This is a genomic window from Ruegeria sp. BG11 (assembly GCF_056538565.1).
In genome coordinates, this window is record NZ_JBQFTH010000009.1 from 171,188 (window position 1) to 187,955 (window position 16,768).

A 16,768-nucleotide genomic window follows, 5' to 3' on the forward strand; every position below is an offset into this window, starting at 1 on the left:
CTTAAGATGAGTGGCAATCTTTGGAGGACCAGATGAGAGTCCTACGGATTAGCCTGCTTTTGGCGACACTCGGTGTTCCCGCCAGTGCTGACGAGCAACGCATCGAAATCAACAATGTCTACCCTCTAAATCAAGAGAACTTTGACCTTGGGGATCACATTTTTCACCTAACAGACAATCGGGGTGGTTTCGAAGTAATTGAGGGTCCAATGGATGATGGGCCTGCCAGATGTTTGGGTTCTGGATTTGGATTTGAAGACGGCACCAACTCAATCAATGGAATATGCGTTTTCGGTGAAGGTGATGACACTTTTATCATGCGATGGAAGGCCGGGGAAAAAGGCGAGGCAAACACTTGGGAAATCGTCACCGGGACGGGGCGCTACGAAGGAATGACTGGCAGCGGCATAGCGACAACAGATATCGCCTCAGCATACCAAGCGCTGCCCCTGAGGCGAACTCATATTGTCGGAACCGTGGAAATCCCGGACTAAGACGGCAGCGGATCTAGTATCTGTCCAGTTTCGATTGGTCTCGAACTAATTCGGTCTTAAGTGGCTTTTGCGGCTTGGCCTCAATCCTTCCGGGATAACTTGCATTAGTGCGGCGTACGTCCGCTTAGTCCCACGAAATGTGAGTTCGTGTATCGTCCGCCAGCACCTCAAACCATCATACCCATGGAGCAAAAGCCGCTGATGCACTAACGATCATTTTGGATCAGTCAGGTGAGGCTGCTCAGCAAAGTGGAATTCTGCACCACCGCCGTCTCAAAAAAGCCCTTTCCGTAATATGGTACGGTCAGACATCGGGAGGGATCCAGATATGCTCGAAAAGGTAACAATCGCATTGTCCATGTTTCTGATTTCGGGGCAGGCCTTTGCGCTTGATTGTGGAGATGTATCCAATCCCTGCAAAATAGACACCGGTGAATACCACATCGCCCTGCCAGATGAATGGCGGGGCGGGCCGGTCGTGATGCACTTGCATGGTTATGGCGGGTCCGGAGCAAAGGTACTTAAAAACAAGCAGTTCGTCGAAACATTCACTGCGCGGGGTTATGCGTTTGTGGCACCGACCGCATTGCCATGGCTGGAAGGAAAACCTGCTGACTGGTCGGTTAGGGATGGGTGGATTACCTATCCCCGCTCTGATGTCAGGTTTCTCCGTGACGTGCTGGCGGATCTCGTGATCCGTGCAGACGTAGACCCGGACCAGGTGCTGCTGACAGGGTTCTCACGAGGTGGTTCCATGGTGTGGGAAGTTGCGTGCCTCGCGCCTGACCTGGCGCGTGGCTATGCTCCTGCGTCCGGTGGCTTCTGGCTTCCCATGACCCAGGAGTGTCTTGACCCGGTACATATGCTTCATACGCACGGTTTCACTGACAAGGTTGTGCCGCTTGAGGGCAGATCAATACACAATGAAGAGTTCGATATCACCATTACCCAGGCCGATGTCTGGGAGGGTCTTTCGTTATGGCGGCGAAGAAACGAATGCCAACACAACGCGACAGAAAACGAAGTGACGGCCAATCTTTGGCGCAAACGGTGGGAATGCGAACACGGTAGTCTTGAACTCTTTTTACACGACGGTGGGCACGGCTATCCAAAGGAATGGGGAACGATGGCGCTCGACTGGTTCGAAAGCCTGGAAAACTGACGAACCACGAAATCACAGCGGTCGGGTGATCGCTCAGCCAAAACTAGCCCATTTGCTCCGAGGCACACCGTGTCGGGTGAACTTCACTTACCCTTAAAGGAAATTGCCCAGATAGCAGCAATGATGACACCGGCGCAGGCGGCGGACACCAATGCGATAGCGCTGAAGAACAAACGCGGCTGGCTGGAGCGGCGGATAATCGAAAAATGAATTCTTATCTGGCCTCTGAGTAAACCACCCGCTGCCATGGATATTGCAAAAAGGCCAAGTGACAGCGCACTGGAACCGCCCCATAGCCGTTGCCATTGCTCATTCTCAGTCACTGACAGCAGTAAACCGGTTAGGACAAAAAAGCGCTGCGAAGAGCCACATCAGATAGGTAGAAATAATCAACCCGGTGACCGCACGCCTTGGTCAATCCAGTAGTTGACCAATGCAGTTTCCGCTAACTCACCGAGATCAGGATGGTCGCTAAAATAGTACAGAAACCTCAACACGGCCTCGTTCTGTGCAGGCGTCAATTGGTTGAACTTGGACTTCCTGAACTCATGCAGCAGTTCTTTCGATGTGCCGGGGTCGAGTGCAAGTAGGATGCTTTCACTGGCATATTCCGGACTGTCTGAATTTCGCAGAGTCCAAAGCAGATACGCGGGCAAATAATACTGAAAGGCCTTGGCGCTGAAGGCAGTGGGGGCTGCGTACCCGTATACGATCATTTGATCGGTCATCTCATGCCATTTGACCCCTCCATAGAATTCAAGAATATCCACGTCATCCATACTTTCGGGGTGAAGAAGTTCATCATCAGCAGGTGGATCAAGGCCGTCAAATGCAGCAGTGATCCGGGTTGCAAGAGCTTCCGTTGTTGTCGTTACCTTTGGCATGGTGACATATTAAACTGGCTGAAACCCCGAAATCGAGTGATTGCCATGGACACCGGACAGAGGCTTTTTCAGGATATCGTTCGAAGTTCAGCAGCGGAGATGAAGAAGCTACTTTGGGGCAGCAAAATTGGGTTGTATGTTTAGAAATGTATTGCGGAAGCCGGGTGTCCTTAGTGTGTTACAAAGAGCGCCCTTGATCGATTTGGGAAAAGATGATGAGCGGCGATTCTGAAACCTACCAAGGAATCTGCTACTGCGGCGCATGTAGAGTTTCTACTGTCGGTGAGCCGATGGTTATGGCTTATTGTCATTGCCACTCTTGTAGAAAATGGCATTCGGCGCCGGTCAATGCCTGGTGCGGTCTTGTCAGAAGAACTTGGGTTGAGTGGGGCAGGGGGCTTTCGTAGCTTTTGCCCATGACCAAACCTGCCTCCTTCAAATACTTTAAAACCAGCCCCGAGATCATCCGCCTTGCGGTGATGTTATACATCCGTTTCCCACTTTCGCTTCGGAATGTCGAAGATCTGTTGCACGAGCGAGGCATCGACGTGAGCCACGAAACTGTCCGATATTGGTGGAACAGGTTCGGGCCGATGTTTGCTGCTGAGATCAGACGGAAGCGTGTTCAGCAACTGCGCGCGTTCTCCAAATGGAAGTGGCACGTGGACGAAGTTTTCGTGAAGGTAAATGGCAAGCGGCATTATCTTTGGCGGGCTGTTGATCACGAAGGCGAGGTGCTGGAAGCCGTTGTCACCAAACGCCGAAACAAAGCTGCAGCACTGAAATTCCTCAAGAAGTTAATGAAGCGACACGGTAAGGTGGAAACCGTCGTCACGGATCGCTTCGCATCGTACCGGGCCGCTCTCAGAGAGCTTGGTGCTCTCGAAAAACAGCAGACGGGCAGGTGGCTCAACAACCGCGTCGAGAACTCGCACCTGCCGTTTCGACGACGCGAACGCGCGATGCAGCGTTTCAGGCGCATGCGAAGTTTACAGAAATTCGCCTCCGTTCATTCCTCCGTCTACAATCACTTCAATCAGGAACGATCGCTCACCAGCCGAGACACCTTCAAGTTGACCCGCAGCGCCGCTCTTACCGAGTGGCGTCAACTTTGTTCCGGATAGGTTCACGGTTTCCGCGGCAAACTGAGACTGGTTCGAATTCGTCTGACAGCACCTCTGGGGGTGCTGCTCGGCTGCATGATTTTCATGGCGCTGGTTGTTAACCCGCTGATCGTGTTCCTGCGCATCCGCAAAAACCCATATCCGTTGGTTTTCACATGCCTTAAAGAGTCCGGTGTTACCGCATTCTTCATGCGCAGCTCGGCCGCAAATATTCCTGTGAACATGGATCTTTGCCGCCGAATGGATTTGGATGAAGAGACTTACTCGGTCACGATTCCAATCGGTGCTACCATCAACATGGCTGGCGCTGCGATCACCATTACTGTCATGACGCTGGCCACCGTTCATACAATGGGTATTCAGGTTGATTTCATCTCGGCCGTGTTCCTGAGCATCATTGCCTCGATTGCTGCCACCGGGGCCTCGGGGGTAGCTGGAGGATCACTGTTGCTGATCCCAATGGCCGCCAGCTTGTTCGGCATCGACAACGCAACGGCCATGCAAGTGGTGAGCATCGGCTTCATTATCGGCGTGTTGCAAGACTCTGCGGAGACCGGCCTGAACTCATCGACCGACGTTCTGTTCACCGCGGCGGGATCGTACAAACAAGGAGATCCCTACCCACGAAAGCTGTCCGAGGCACAGCTGCCCGCTTAGACACTGCGCGAAAGATTTCAACCGCTGACACTGGTCGGCGGTTGAAGAACGGATCGGTACGCAAGACAGGCATCGGGTGCAAGTCACTGAACGATCGTATCGAGCCCAAAGCGGCAGATTGCTGCACCTATTTCGAATGTCCGCTTCCGGACTGCCGCCCAAGGTAAAGAAACAGACTATCTCGATAATGCGGCTAACGGCATCAAAGTCGGCCTGACAAAGTGGCAACGCTATTGGAGTGCTTTAGTCAATGCAGAGACCAGCGCGTTCGGATCTTCCTCCATGCGGGGGAGAAGTACTGTTCTCACGACGTCGTTCAATGCCCTATCCGCTTGGGCAGCGGCTGGCTCATCGTGATCGACGAAGACTTCGAATGCTTCAGTAGCGGTTAAGACTGCGCCCGGCACATGCGCCACGCCCTGTAGCAATGCGCTAATGCCCAAATGTTCCACTTGGTTGCTATTAGTAGGGGAGCCGACGAACGCGGGATTGAACCCGTCAACTCCCCAAACCTGGCTCGCGGTAAGGCCTTCGCCCGTTGCATATTGATGGATGTGCGGCACACTAAAGTGGCCGATGTAGCCGTGGCTCCAAAGGGGGCGGTGCGTCAAGGGATTGTACCTGCTTGTGCCTGATAACAGAGCTTGCCAGATCAACAGAGTGGCCTGTCCCTCTGTCTTGGCATGGCGTTCACGCTCTGCTCGCGCACTCTCTGGCAGCGTTTCGACATAGTTACGGGAAAGCGGCAGCAGCGCCAATGCGCCTTCCAATGCATTGGGCTTGCGCTCGAGAAAAGCAGCGTAGGCATCAGATAGAAGTGCGACGTGAATCGCTCCGGCATCTGATGCCATTGCTTCGGTGAGTGTGTATACAGTCCAGCCCGCCTCACGAAGCGCTGGCGTGCTCACATCCCAAAGCGTCGGCGGCAAGGCTTGACCGCGATCCGCGCTGACTGCCGACAATACCCCTATGGCATCGGCATACGCGCTCAGTGTAACTGCGTCGACCTTGTCGGCTTCCAGCCGAGCCAGGTGGTCATCGACGCCGAGATCGCTTAGCAGACCGGTCGGGTGAAGGCCGACTGCCAGAAGGCGCTGCTCCAACTCTGATGCGTTAAGGAGCGCCGGTTCAGGCGGTACTGCCTCCGCCAAGTCTCTGAGTGTTTCAATCCGTAAAAGAGGGCGAGATACAAGCCAGGTCGTGCCCGCCGCTATAAGAAGAGCAGCCGCTAGCCAGAGAAACGCTGACCGCTTCATAAAGTCTCCGACCCGCGCCACGTTTTTGCAAAAGACGGCAAGGGTCTTGTCCTATTCCTGCGCCAGATAATCTTCAAAACCCTTCACCGCGCCGTCAATGATCGTGCAGTTACCAGCTGCGCGCACTGTTGGGTCGTCCCAATACACATTCCAGAAAACGACGATACTTTGATCGTTCAAAATGCCCGGAAATACGGAAATCGCGGCGTTTGGCAGGTCAGCATATTTGGGTACATCCCACAAATAGTCGTGGCACAGTTGAAGCGCGTCAGTCGTTTGACGATCAAATGCATGGGCAGACGATGCAAAGCCAACCGCCAAAATCGTTGCTGTGATCAGGGCCTTCATTGGAGTCTCCATTTGCTTACGCAGTCTTCAATTCTCGACACTATGCATGCTGCCGTCCGGCATCAAATACGGTAGCCTTAGATCCGAGACGCATGTGCCATCAATGCCTGCCCCGGGGTTTTCCAGAAACGCTTCGCCAATATCGCGGGCGCATTGACTGAACACAAGGGCCCCGTGCCCTGTTTCCGGGAACAGGAACGACTGACTGTTGGGCAAAGGGTCTTGTCAGAAGAACTTTGCTTGAGGCGGGCAGGGGTGTTGCGTAGCTTTTGCCCATGACCAAACCTGCCTCCTTCAAGTACTTCAAAACCAGCCCCGAGATCATCCGCCTTGCAGTGATGTTATACATCCGTTTCCCGCTCTCGCTTCGGAATGTCGAAGATCTGCTGCACGAACGCGGCATCGACGTGAGCCACGAAACCGTCCGATATTGGTGGAACAGGTTTGGCCCGATGTTTGCTGCTGAGATCAGACAGAAGCGTGTTCAGCAGCTGCGCGCATTCTCAAAATTTAAGTGGCACGTGGATGAGGTTTTCGTGAACGTGAATGGCAAGCGGCATTATCTTTGGCGGGCTGTTGATCACGAAGGCGAGGTGCTGGAAGCTGTTGTCACCAAACGCCGAAACAAGGCTGCAGCACTTAAATTCCTCAGGAAATTGGTGAAGCGGCACGGTTGCGCCGAAGAGATCGTCACAGACCGTTTCGCATCGTACAAGGCGGCGCTCAGAGATTTGGGTGCTCTCGAAAAACAACAAACGGGCAGGTGGCTCAACAACCGCGTCGAGAATTCACACCTTCCTTTCCGACGACGCGAACGCGCGATGCAGCGTTTCAGGCGCATGCGAAGTCTACAGAAATTCGCCGCCGTCCACTCATCTGTCTACAACCACTTCAACCAGGAAAGATCGCTCACCAGCAGAGACTCCTTCAAGCTGACACGCGCCGACGCTCTCGCCGAGTGGCGTCAACTTTGTTCCGGATAGGTTCGCGGTTTCCGCGGCAAAATGAGACTGGTTCGAATTCGTCTGACAGCAACTTTTTGTTGGTTAGCTACTTTCATCGAAGCACGTGAGATAATGTCAATTTGCTATAACACTGAAGTATGTGGGTGCTTAGCGTTAAAGTTTTCGCTCCCTTAGCGAATGGCAGCTTCGAAGGGATGCGTCGCAGCATCACCAACAGGCAGCCAACAGCAGCTTAGGGCCGGGCGTGTAGCCTTAGATTGGAGGCACGGCACGCACGGCGACCAACTGTCTGGCCGCCACCCTTTCACGATGTATCATATACAGCCCCGCACCGATGATGATGGCAATGCCAAGCAGACTAAGCGTGTTCGGGAAGTCATTGAAGACAAGATAGCCGAACAAGGTTGCGACCGGCAGCTCAAAATACTGCAGCGGTGCCAGCGTGACGGAAGGCGCAAAAGACAGCGCATAGGTCATCATCATGTGGCTCACCGTCGCGAAAAAGCCAGCGCCTAAAAGCCACAATAACGCGATGTCTGTCGGCCAAACGGGATCAAACAAATCAGAGCCGGAACCTTGCGCAACAAATAGTGCTGGAATGCAAAACAGGCTGGCGATCAGGCCGGTGTGAAATTGCAGGGTCACAGGGTGCACCCGACGCGACAACCCCCGGGTCAAAAGAATGTAGAAAGCGAAGGCAACTGCTGTGCCAAGCGGAATAATGGCAACCGCGCCGAAAGCTGCGAAACTGGGCTGGATGACGAACAACACCCCGACAAACCCCACAAGCGCCGCGCCGACGCGACGCGGGCCGACATCTTCACCAAAATAGAACTTACCAACCAACAAGACGATGAACGGGGCCACGAACACGATTGCCAGCGCATCGGCAAGGGGCATCACTCGGATTGCGGCAATGAAGCAAAATGTTGCGAACACCAGCAGCAATGAGCGGAAAATCAGCACCATCACCTGACCTTTCGCCACGTGCAACGACAGTCCCATTATCCAGATGAAGGGCGCCATTAGCGCGCATTGCACCACAAACCGCGCAGCCGTAATCTGCCCAACCGGCACACTGGTCGACGCGAGTTTCGCAGACACGTCCAGCAAAGGAGCGGTTAGGCAAAACCCCAGCATCAGCGCAACGCCGACAAGGGTGCGATCCGGAGATTGAGGTATGGGTTCAGCAGAAGTCATCGTTTCATTTAGAGATGTCGCCAAATGCGTGTCTGTTCTCAATACGACGACAGGCAAAAGTCCGGCAATCCAAGAGTTCGAGTTGAATTAGATATAGCGCTCGTGGCGAATGTCTCCTCTGAAGGGCCGCACAGCCGCATCAGGTGGCCCGGCCAAAGGGCAGCTAGCTTACCCTGAACTGGTCGCGGAGCATGCGAAAGATGAACTTGGCCTTGTGACTTATAGTCAAAGGTTCATTCGAAATTCTAAGACTGTTCCACTTGCTGGAGCAAGTTGATCGCCAGGTGTTCAGCGTAGCTGCGCCAACACATCTTCCGCGGCCCTTAATCCTTCTAGGTGGGCTCCGCTGACCGAGCATTGTTGGTTAGGATGTGTAGCTTCACCGGCGAAGTGCACCCGCTCAGCATGAGACTGGCGTAAGACAGCGCGTTTGTTGTGGCCTCCCGGCTTGGCTCCAGCGTAAGAACCACGCACATAGGGTTCATTTCGCCAAGCGGTAGCGTGGCCTTTGATGAAGGCTTTTCTGACTGTTGTGCCGAAAAAGCCAACCAATGTTTCGAGCGCGTGCTCTATGGCGCTTTCAGGCCCCGCGTCCTGCAAAAGTCTGGAAAAGCTTCCAGAACTTTCAAAGCTGGTAAGGCCGGTGTTTGAGATGTTGCAAAGAAAACCGCCTCCGCGGGCTACCCCGTTGGCGTCGGGTTCTAAGTGGTACGTCAACCAAGTATCGGGTTGCACTGGCAAAGCTCCGGAGCGGAAAAGGAGGCCAGCGTGATTGTAGTCTCCCATAGTGATGAGCTCGAGCGCTGAGCGTCGGTCGGATTCTAGCGGGGGATCAAAGTGGATGATGTCTTCGGCTAGGACGCCGACGGAAACTGTAACAATTACGGTTCGAGCTTTGATCTTGCCAGTGGCCGTAGTTATCTGCACCCCTTCAGTGAGAGATTTTATTTCTGTGACCGGAGTGGCCAATTTAATTGGCAGCCCCTTTGCAGTGCATGCAATTAGGTGTCCGAAGCCTTCGCGACAAAACCAATCGTCTCCGCCCTCCCAGGCACTGATGTCTCGCAGAGATGTATCCGGCAAATCTCTGGCAATCGACAAGGCAAATGTCATCGCTGCCGTGAACGACCAATGCCCTTTGTTCTGCCAAATGTCTGCCAAGGACCGGTCTGTTGGAATTCCGGTACTTGCTTCAATTTCTGCATCGATGCGCGCCGCGGTCTTGTCAGAAGAACTTGTCTTGAGGCAGGCAGGACGGTTGCGTAGCTTTTGCCCATGACCAAACCTGCCTCTTTCAAGTACTTCAAAACCAGTCCCGAGGTCATCCGCCTTGCGGTGATGCTGTACATCCGTTTCCCGCTCTCGCTTCGAAATGTCGAAGATCTGTTGCACGAGCGAGGCATCGACGTGAGCCACGAAACCGTCCGATATTGGTGGAACAGGTTTGGTCCAATGTTTGCAGCTGAGATCCGACGGAAGCGTGTGCAGCAGCTGCGCGCGTTCTCGAAATGGAAGTGGCACGTGGACGAGGTTTTCGTAAAGGTGAATGGCAAGCGACATTATCTGTGGCGTGCAGTAGATCACGAAGGTGAAGTGCTGGAAGCAGTTGTCACCAAGCGCCGAAACAAGGCTGCAGCACTAAAATTCCTCAGGAAATTGATGAAACGGCACGGTTGCGCCAAGGAGGTCGTCACAGATCGCTTCGCTTCCTACAAGGCTGCGCTCAGAGAAATAGGCGCGTTCGAAAAACAACAGACGGGCAGGTGGCTCAACAACCGCGCCGAGAATTCACACCTGCCGTTTCGACGACGCGAACGCGCGATGCAGCGTTTCAGGCGCATGCGAAGTCTACAGAAATTCGCCTCCGTCCATTCCTCCGTCTACAATCACTTCAACCAGGAAAGATCGCTAGCCAGTCGAGACACCTTCAAGCTGACCCGCGCCGCCGCTCTTAGCGAGTGGCGTCAGCTTTGTTCCGGATAGGTTCGCGGTTTCCGCGGCAAACTGAGACTGGTTCGAATTCGTCTGACAGCACCTGCGGAACAGTTTCGTCGGCTGGTGACCAGCCCGTTTTATCAGCGCCTGTTTCCAAAGATGAAGGTCGATCCCAAACACAACCGGTTCGAACATATGAAAACCACTAAAGGCGGCGGGCGCAAATCGGTCTCTCTTGGCGGTGGTATCACCGGCTTCGGTGCAAACCTCATTATCATCGACGATCTGGGTAAACCCTCTGAAATGCGCCACGATACGTACCGGCAGGAGTTGCGTGACTTCTTCGACCAGACCCTGTTCTCGCGGCTGAACGACAAGCGCACCGATCGTATTGTCTCGATCCAGCAGCGTCTGCACCCGGATGACTTCTCGGCCTACCTCTTGGAAAAGGACACATTTGACCATCTTTGCCTGCCGTCGATCGCGGAGATCCCGGAAGAGATCCCGCTCTACAACAACCGTGTGCTGAAGCGTCGGCCAGGGGACTTGTTGAACCCAGAGCGGGAACCGCAGGAGGTTCTTGATCGGATCAAGGCCGACATAGGCAATTTTGCCTTCCAAGCACAGTATCAACAGAACCCCACGGACGGTGAAAACGAATTTCTCTCAATGTCCGATTTGCATCTAGTGGAAACCTTGCCGGACGAAGACGTGTTCGTCCGGCGGGTCCAAAGCTGGGATACAGCCGCGAAGGATAGTCCGCGTTCTGACTTTACGGTGGGGCTGACCTTTGGGTGGCATGCGTATGAAGAGAGATGGTATTTGCTCGACGTCTTTCGGGCTCGAACGAACTATACTGAGGTGCGCAACGCTGTTCTTCGATTGCGCAAACAGTGGCGCGCGGACCGGGTCCTGATCGAGTCCTCGGCGATGGGTATCCACCTTTTGGATGAATTGAAACGCACCGCTGCAGGTGTTTACATGCCCGTCAACGTGGTCACCGACAAACTGGACCGCTTCATCCCACAGACCGACTGGATAAAATCTGGTAAGTTAGTCATCCCTACGGACAAGCCCTGGTTTGATGAGTTTCGTAGGGAACTGCTGGCGTTTCCGGATGCTGTCAAAGATGATCAGGTAGATGCCCTGACCCAGTTCGCTGAATACATGCGTCGAAGGCAAGGGACGTATCTCGATACAGATCCTTACACCGGCCGCCGCCAAGGCAACTATCGACCCGAACGACCAAGAAGGGAAGATCGCATGCGGTTCTGACGCCAGCGAGGGCGTTTTCCAGCGACCTTGGGTTGGATATCAAGTCTTCGACCTCGAACGTCTGCGATGGAGCGCAAAGCTGCCGTTAGGGCCAACTGCAGCGAAGGTCCGCTCGAGCCCATTGTTGACGTTCGGAGGGTAAATTTCCTCGGTCAAGTAGCGCGATGAGAACGCACTCACTGCGTGAACCCACACATCACAAGTGGGGTCAAAATCGGAAGCTAGCTTTCAACATTCGCGGCAAAATCTGTATGACCGCTAGACCATCTGATTGCCCAGAACATATTCGCCAATTGGCGCAAGTATCAAGCTCCGCGCATTCGAAGGCTATGGGTGAACTTGCGATCTTCCTTTGAATAATGCTTGCAATGGTGCTTCGTTTGGATCGCACTGATTTTGTCGCTCTGCAAAAATCCTTGCGAAACAAGTGTTAGAGTGGTCAGACTTACATAGTCACAAAGAGGAAAAGCCGTACCGAGACCGGTGAAATAAGAAGATGCCACAATTAAGCGTGGCCGCCCTCACAGGTGACATGACAGTTCCCGGCTCAAAGCTGGAAGCTGGATAGTTATGGGAGGAAAGACTTTGAAAAAATTGACAAACACACTTGCTGGCTCACTGATCGCATTCGCCGCTTCCATGGGTGCTGCGCAAGCCGACAAGCTGACATTCTACTGTTCGGCGCAGGAAGACTGGTGCCAGCTGATGGCGCGCAGTTTCGAGGACGCCACCGGCATTGACGTGAACATGACTCGCAAATCCTCTGGCGAGACTTTTGCGCAAATCCGTGCGGAAAGCTCAAACCCAAAAGGAGATGTCTGGTGGGGCGGCACTGGTGACCCGCACCTTCAAGCCGCCGAAGAAGGTTTAACTATGGAATATGTCTCGCCCATGCGTGACCAGTTGCATGACTGGGCAATTTCACAGGCCGAAAGTGCTGGCAACAAGACCATCGGTATCTATTCGGGTGCGTTGGGCTATGGCTACAACTCTGACCTCCTGGCGGCCAACAACCTGCCTGAACCCGCCTGCTGGAAGGACCTGCTCAAGCCTGAGTATAAAGGGCACGTTCAGATGGCGAACCCGAATTCGTCCGGAACTGCCTACACGACGCTGGCGTCGATGGTGCAGATCTTTGGCGAGGACGAGGGCTTTGAGTTCATGAAAGGCCTTCACGCCAACATAAATCAGTACACCAAATCCGGTTCGGCGCCCATCAAGGCCGCGGGTCGTGGCGAGAACACGATAGGCATTGTCTTCATGCATGACGCGGTCAAGCAGGCGGTATCGGGCTTCCCTGTAAAGGTTGTCGCCCCGTGCGAAGGCACTGGTTACGAGATCGGTTCGATGTCGATCATTGAAGGCGCTCGCAACGAAGAAGAAGCCAAAAAGTTCTACGACTGGGCGCTGAGCGCCGAAGCGCAAAACCTCGCGCTTGAAGTCAATGCCTTCCAGGTTCCGTCCAACAAGGGTGCGCAAACATCTGAAAGCGCCCCGGATATGAGCCAGATCAAGCTGATTGACTACGACTTCAAAAAGTACGGCTCCTCTGATGAACGTAAGCGTCTGCTGCAAAAGTGGGACGAAGACGTTTCGGTTCTGCCGCAGTAAGTGACTGACACTGCGAAAACCAGGACCCACCCGGTATTGATCTTCTGGATCATTGTCGGGTGGGTCGGCTACGTCCTGCTGCCATGGTACATGGTTGAGGATGGCCTTTGGTCATTTGAATGGCTCTTTAACGGCTATCCGTATGACGAAGATTTTGCGCCCGCTCTATTTCTGATCGGGCAGGGTGAAAAGCTCTGGCTTGCACCCTTGCTGATACCGCTGGCATTGCCAATTCTGGTGCTTGGGAAACCTAAATCTGATCCGATCTACGCTAAGATCCTGATACTTGCGGGTGCACTGGGCTTTGGCTGGCTGATTGCGCAAGGCTTCGGGATCGGCATTCGCGGCTTCAACTTCGACTGGCTCAAGGCCCTGTTTGGCGCGCCAAAAATCCGACAGTTCGGCATGGGGTATGGCGCGATGCTCTGTGCGTCGGCCTTCCTGTTCCTGCTCACGCAGGGCATCGCGGCGCGCGGTGCAGTCAACGGCGATGTGTTTGTCGTCAGCGCCATCGGCGGTGTCATTACAATTGTCACCGCCTTCGTGTTCTTTCCAATTGCCAACATGCTGTTTTCGGCCTTTGTGACCGAAGACGGCGCCTATTCGGTATCTGTTTTTGCCTCGAAGTTCTTTGATGATCGTCTCTGGGGATTGGGGTGTTTTTGGGGTGCGAAATGCGGCGCCGCGTGGAACTCCCTCTTTTTGGCCATTCTCGTCGGCCTGATCACCACGGTTCTGGGACTTTGTTTTGCGCTTGTGGTCACCAGGTCAGGGTTTCGGTTCAAGCGTGGGATGCGCGCGCTGACTGTTTTGCCAATAATCACGCCTCCCTTCGTAATCGGGCTGGCCTTGATCCTACTCTTCGGTTTGTCCGGGTCGGTCACAGTCTTTTTCGCTGATCTTTTTGGCGTGCAACCGTCGCGGTGGCTCTATGGAATGCCGGGCGTCCTGATCGCCCAGACGCTGGCCTTCACTCCCATCGCATTTCTGGTGCTGATTGGTGTTGTCGAAGGCGTGTCGCCGTCGATGGAGGAAGCCGCCCAAACGCTGCGCGCCAATAGGTGGCAAACCTTCCGAACGGTGTCGCTGCCCCTGATGAGACCCGGTCTGGCGAATGCATTTCTGCTCGGCTTCATCGAAAGCATGGCCGACTTCGGCAACCCGCTTGTTCTAGGCGGTAATTTTGACGTTCTGTCGACCGAGATATTCTTTGCCATCGTCGGCGCGCAATATGATCAGGGTCGGGCCGCCGTGCTGGCCATGGTACTGCTCTTCTTCACGCTGTCTGCTTTTTACGCGCAGCGCGCCTGGCTCGGTAGGAAAAGCTACACCACCGTTTCCGGCAAGGGGGACGCCGGGGTGCATCCGCTGATGCCCAATGGGCTGGCAATACCCGTGCTGGCCATCGCGACCATCTGGGCGCTGTTTACAGCGGTTGTTTACGGCATGATCATTTACGGCAGCGTCGTTGAGCTTTGGGGTGTCAACAACACGCTCACCTTCAAACACTATTTCACCGCCTTCTCAGTTCGCTTTGAAGAGGAAGGTATCCGCTGGACGGGTGCCGCATGGGACAGTTTCTGGACCACCATCAGCATTGCGGCCATAGCGGCTCCGCTGACGGCAGCTGTAGGACTGGTGACCGCCTACTTGCTCACGCGCCAAAATTTCTCCGGAAAAAACGCCTTCGAATTCGGAACGATGCTGTCCTTCGCCATTCCCGGTACCGTCATCGGGGTCAGCTACATCCTGGCTTTCAACGTTCCCCCGATTGAAATCACAGGCACTGGTGTGATCCTCGTGATCAGCTTCATTTTCCGCAACATGCCCGTCGGCGTGCGTGCGGGCATTGCATCCATGTCGCAACTGGACAGGTCGCTTGATGAATCCTCGCTGACTCTGGGTGCAAACTCGTGGCAGACGTTCCGACGCGTGATCCTGCCCCTGCTCAAGCCCGCCATCCTAGCGGCACTCGTCTACAGTTTTGTCCGCGCGATGACCGCGATCTCGGCAGTCATTTTTCTGGTATCGGCCGAATACGACATGGCGACCAGCTACATCATCGGGCGCGTCGAGAACAATGACTACGGCCTTGCCATCGCCTATTCCACCACGCTGATCTTCGTGATGCTGGCATCTGTAGGGCTTTTGCAATTCCTCGTGGGCCGCGTGCAGATCGGACGGCGCACCCAGATCGGAGCGGAAAGAACGACATGACGGATACCAACATTGCTAGTAAAGCCGCGCCGGTTCGGTTCGAAGGAGTGTCAAAAGTATTTGGCAAAGATGTCGTGGCCGTCGACAACATCGACCTGCATGTGGAAGCAGGTAAACTGGTGACGCTGCTGGGACCATCGGGCTGCGGCAAAACAACGACGCTGCGCATGATTGCCGGTCTGGAGATGGCCAACTCGGGCAGGATCGTGATTGGCGATCGCGACGTGACCAAGCTGCCCGCGACCGATCGCGATGTGTCTATGGTGTTTCAGTCTTACGCCCTGTTCCCACATATGAGCGTGCTGGAAAACGTGATGTACGGTTTGACATTCTCCGGCTTTGCTAAGAGCGAGGCCAGATCGCGCGCGCTCAAAGGGTTGGAACTGGTGGGCCTCAAGGGCTTCGACAACCGTTTGCCTAGCGAGCTGTCAGGAGGCCAGCAACAACGTGTCGCAGTCGCCCGCGCGCTGGTGCTGGAACCGCAGGTGCTGCTCTTTGACGAACCCCTTTCGAACCTCGATGCCAAACTGCGCCGACAGGTGCGCGAAGACATTCGCTCCATTCAGCGGGACCTCGGACTGACGGTTGTCTATGTAACCCATGATCAGGAGGAAGCGCTTGCCGTGTCCGACGAGATCGTCGTCATGCGTAACGCCGCCATCGCCCAGATCGGCACACCACGGCAACTCTATGACGCACCAATCGACCGCTTCGTGGCTGACTTCATCGGTGAAGCGAACCTGATCGAGTGCAAAATCGTCGAAGTCGATGGCGATCAGGCGACAATCGACATCGAAGGTCACCGCCACAGCTTGCCCTCTCGCGATTTGCTCGTGGGTCCGGCAACGCTGGCGGTGCGTCCGTCCCGCATCCTGATCGGATACGAAACCGGCATCCCGGCAAAAGTCTCCAAAGCTACCTATGTCGGCGTGCGCATGGAATATACGCTGACCGGCGCATTCGGACAGGTGTTTGCCGTGCAGGACGACGTGGATGATCCGTTGCTACCGGGCGCTGACGTCAAAATGGCCTTTGCAGACCGGGGACCGGTTTTGCTGCCGAAGGGCTGACATTGCCGAAACTCGTTATCATTTCGCACCCGGAAGTGGTCGTGAACCCAGAGATCGCAATCACCAACTGGGAACTGAGTGAGGTGGGCCGCACCCGGGCCGAAGCATTTGCAAATGCGCCGATCATGGCTTCGGTCAGCGCCATCTGGTCCAGCACCGAACGCAAGGCAGAACAGACAGCTGCGATCCTGGCCAAACCGCACGGCCTTGAAGTGAAGGTAAACCCGGCGCTGGGCGAAAATGACCGCAGTGCCACCGGTTTCTTGCCACCGCACCAGTTCGAAGCCGCCGCCGATGCATTCTTCGCTGCACCCGACGTGAGCTTTCGCGGCTGGGAAACCGCGACAGATGCTCAGGCCCGGATTGTCGGGGCAGTCACGTCAATCATGGACGCGCACGATGGTGGTGATCTTGCCATCGTAACCCACGGCGCGGTTGGGACGCTGCTGTGGTGTCATCTCTCCGGGGTGCGGATTGATCGCCAGCACGACCAGCCTGGGCAGGGACATTTCTGGAGCGCTGATTTGGACACGCTGTGCTGCAACCCCGGCTGGCGGGCTATCGCCTGAC

The 16,768-nt window shown here is 54.9% G+C and carries 18 protein-coding genes; 13 read left to right on the forward strand and 5 right to left on the reverse strand.

Features of this window, described 5'->3' with window-relative positions:
• Nucleotides 1-20: 20 nt before the first annotated feature.
• The 3 genes from ACR0JF_RS15755 (at nt 21) to ACR0JF_RS15765 (ending at nt 1,866) form a co-directional block, all read left to right on the forward strand.
• Nucleotides 21-494 carry a hypothetical protein gene (locus ACR0JF_RS15755; protein ID WP_170800051.1) on the forward strand — a complete coding sequence of 158 codons (474 nt, stop codon included), beginning with the start codon at nt 21-23 and terminating at the stop codon, nt 492-494.
• 328 nt (nt 495-822) lie between these two features.
• On the forward strand, nt 823-1,656 hold the full coding sequence (locus ACR0JF_RS15760; RefSeq protein WP_170660740.1) for an alpha/beta hydrolase family protein: 834 nt from the start codon (nt 823-825) through the stop codon (nt 1,654-1,656).
• Nucleotides 1,657-1,725: 69 nt separating this feature from the next.
• Nucleotides 1,726-1,866 (forward strand): hypothetical protein, encoded by a 141-nt coding sequence (locus ACR0JF_RS15765; RefSeq protein ID WP_170403785.1) that lies wholly within the window; start codon nt 1,726-1,728, stop codon nt 1,864-1,866.
• Nucleotides 1,867-2,045: 179 nt separating this feature from the next.
• Here the strand turns inward: ACR0JF_RS15765 and ACR0JF_RS15770 are convergent, their stop codons facing one another.
• The gene (locus ACR0JF_RS15770) at nt 2,046-2,540 is read right to left on the reverse strand and encodes a DUF6714 family protein (RefSeq protein WP_170517372.1); all 495 of its coding nucleotides are present in this window, start codon (nt 2,538-2,540) and stop codon (nt 2,046-2,048) included.
• Nucleotides 2,541-2,755: 215 nt separating this feature from the next.
• Here ACR0JF_RS15770 and ACR0JF_RS15775 point away from each other — a divergent pair, with 215 nt between their 5' ends.
• The 3 genes from ACR0JF_RS15775 to sstT are packed head-to-tail and all read left to right on the forward strand — an operon-like array spanning nt 2,756 to nt 4,321.
• Nucleotides 2,756-2,947: a GFA family protein gene (locus ACR0JF_RS15775; RefSeq protein ID WP_480669537.1), complete on the forward strand. Its 192-nt coding sequence runs from the start codon at nt 2,756-2,758 to the stop codon at nt 2,945-2,947.
• Between the two features lie 9 nt (nt 2,948-2,956).
• Nucleotides 2,957-3,664 carry an IS6 family transposase gene (locus ACR0JF_RS15780; RefSeq protein WP_170660741.1) on the forward strand — a complete coding sequence of 236 codons (708 nt, stop codon included), beginning with the start codon at nt 2,957-2,959 and terminating at the stop codon, nt 3,662-3,664.
• A gap of 60 nt (nt 3,665-3,724) precedes the next feature.
• Nucleotides 3,725-4,321, forward strand: coding sequence for a serine/threonine transporter SstT (gene sstT, locus ACR0JF_RS15785; protein ID WP_480669538.1), 597 nt, complete (start codon nt 3,725-3,727; stop codon nt 4,319-4,321).
• A 230-nt stretch (nt 4,322-4,551) separates the two neighbouring features.
• Here the strand turns inward: sstT and ACR0JF_RS15790 are convergent, their stop codons facing one another.
• Nucleotides 4,552-5,577 (reverse strand): hypothetical protein, encoded by a 1,026-nt coding sequence (locus ACR0JF_RS15790; RefSeq protein WP_480669539.1) that lies wholly within the window; start codon nt 5,575-5,577, stop codon nt 4,552-4,554.
• A gap of 51 nt (nt 5,578-5,628) precedes the next feature.
• Entirely contained in the window at nt 5,629-5,925 is a 297-nt protein-coding gene (locus tag ACR0JF_RS15795) for a hypothetical protein (protein ID WP_170660744.1), read from the reverse strand.
• A gap of 275 nt (nt 5,926-6,200) precedes the next feature.
• On the opposite strand from ACR0JF_RS15795, the gene ACR0JF_RS15800 reads away from it, so the two are divergent.
• The gene (locus tag ACR0JF_RS15800) at nt 6,201-6,908 is read left to right on the forward strand and encodes an IS6 family transposase (protein ID WP_170747563.1); all 708 of its coding nucleotides are present in this window, start codon (nt 6,201-6,203) and stop codon (nt 6,906-6,908) included.
• A 234-nt stretch (nt 6,909-7,142) separates the two neighbouring features.
• On the opposite strand, the gene ACR0JF_RS15805 is transcribed toward ACR0JF_RS15800, so the two are convergent.
• Nucleotides 7,143-8,090, reverse strand: coding sequence for a DMT family transporter (locus tag ACR0JF_RS15805; RefSeq protein WP_254429090.1), 948 nt, complete (start codon nt 8,088-8,090; stop codon nt 7,143-7,145).
• A 288-nt stretch (nt 8,091-8,378) separates the two neighbouring features.
• Entirely contained in the window at nt 8,379-9,506 is a 1,128-nt protein-coding gene (locus ACR0JF_RS15810; RefSeq protein WP_480669540.1) for a flavin monoamine oxidase family protein, read from the reverse strand.
• On the opposite strand from ACR0JF_RS15810, the gene ACR0JF_RS15815 reads away from it, so the two are divergent.
• The 6 genes from ACR0JF_RS15815 (at nt 9,429) to ACR0JF_RS15840 (ending at nt 16,767) form a co-directional block, all read left to right on the forward strand.
• A complete protein-coding gene (locus ACR0JF_RS15815) occupies nt 9,429-10,073 on the forward strand; it encodes an IS6 family transposase (RefSeq protein ID WP_480608424.1) in 645 nt (214 codons plus the stop codon). The two genes, ACR0JF_RS15810 and ACR0JF_RS15815, sit on opposite strands and share 78 nt — an antisense overlap.
• A 75-nt stretch (nt 10,074-10,148) precedes the next feature.
• Nucleotides 10,149-11,300, forward strand: coding sequence for a phage terminase large subunit (gene terL / locus ACR0JF_RS15820; RefSeq protein ID WP_170660747.1), 1,152 nt, complete (start codon nt 10,149-10,151; stop codon nt 11,298-11,300).
• Between the two features lie 570 nt (nt 11,301-11,870).
• Nucleotides 11,871-12,911 (forward strand): ABC transporter substrate-binding protein, encoded by a 1,041-nt coding sequence (locus ACR0JF_RS15825; RefSeq protein ID WP_371415275.1) that lies wholly within the window; start codon nt 11,871-11,873, stop codon nt 12,909-12,911.
• A 90-nt stretch (nt 12,912-13,001) separates the two neighbouring features.
• The gene (locus tag ACR0JF_RS15830; protein ID WP_425085059.1) at nt 13,002-15,128 is read left to right on the forward strand and encodes an ABC transporter permease; all 2,127 of its coding nucleotides are present in this window, start codon (nt 13,002-13,004) and stop codon (nt 15,126-15,128) included.
• Entirely contained in the window at nt 15,125-16,198 is a 1,074-nt protein-coding gene (locus tag ACR0JF_RS15835; protein WP_170660749.1) for an ABC transporter ATP-binding protein, read from the forward strand. Before ACR0JF_RS15830 ends, ACR0JF_RS15835 begins: the two co-directional genes overlap by 4 nt.
• A gap of 2 nt (nt 16,199-16,200) precedes the next feature.
• The gene (locus ACR0JF_RS15840; RefSeq protein ID WP_170660750.1) at nt 16,201-16,767 is read left to right on the forward strand and encodes a histidine phosphatase family protein; all 567 of its coding nucleotides are present in this window, start codon (nt 16,201-16,203) and stop codon (nt 16,765-16,767) included.
• Nucleotide 16,768: the final 1 nt, after the last annotated feature.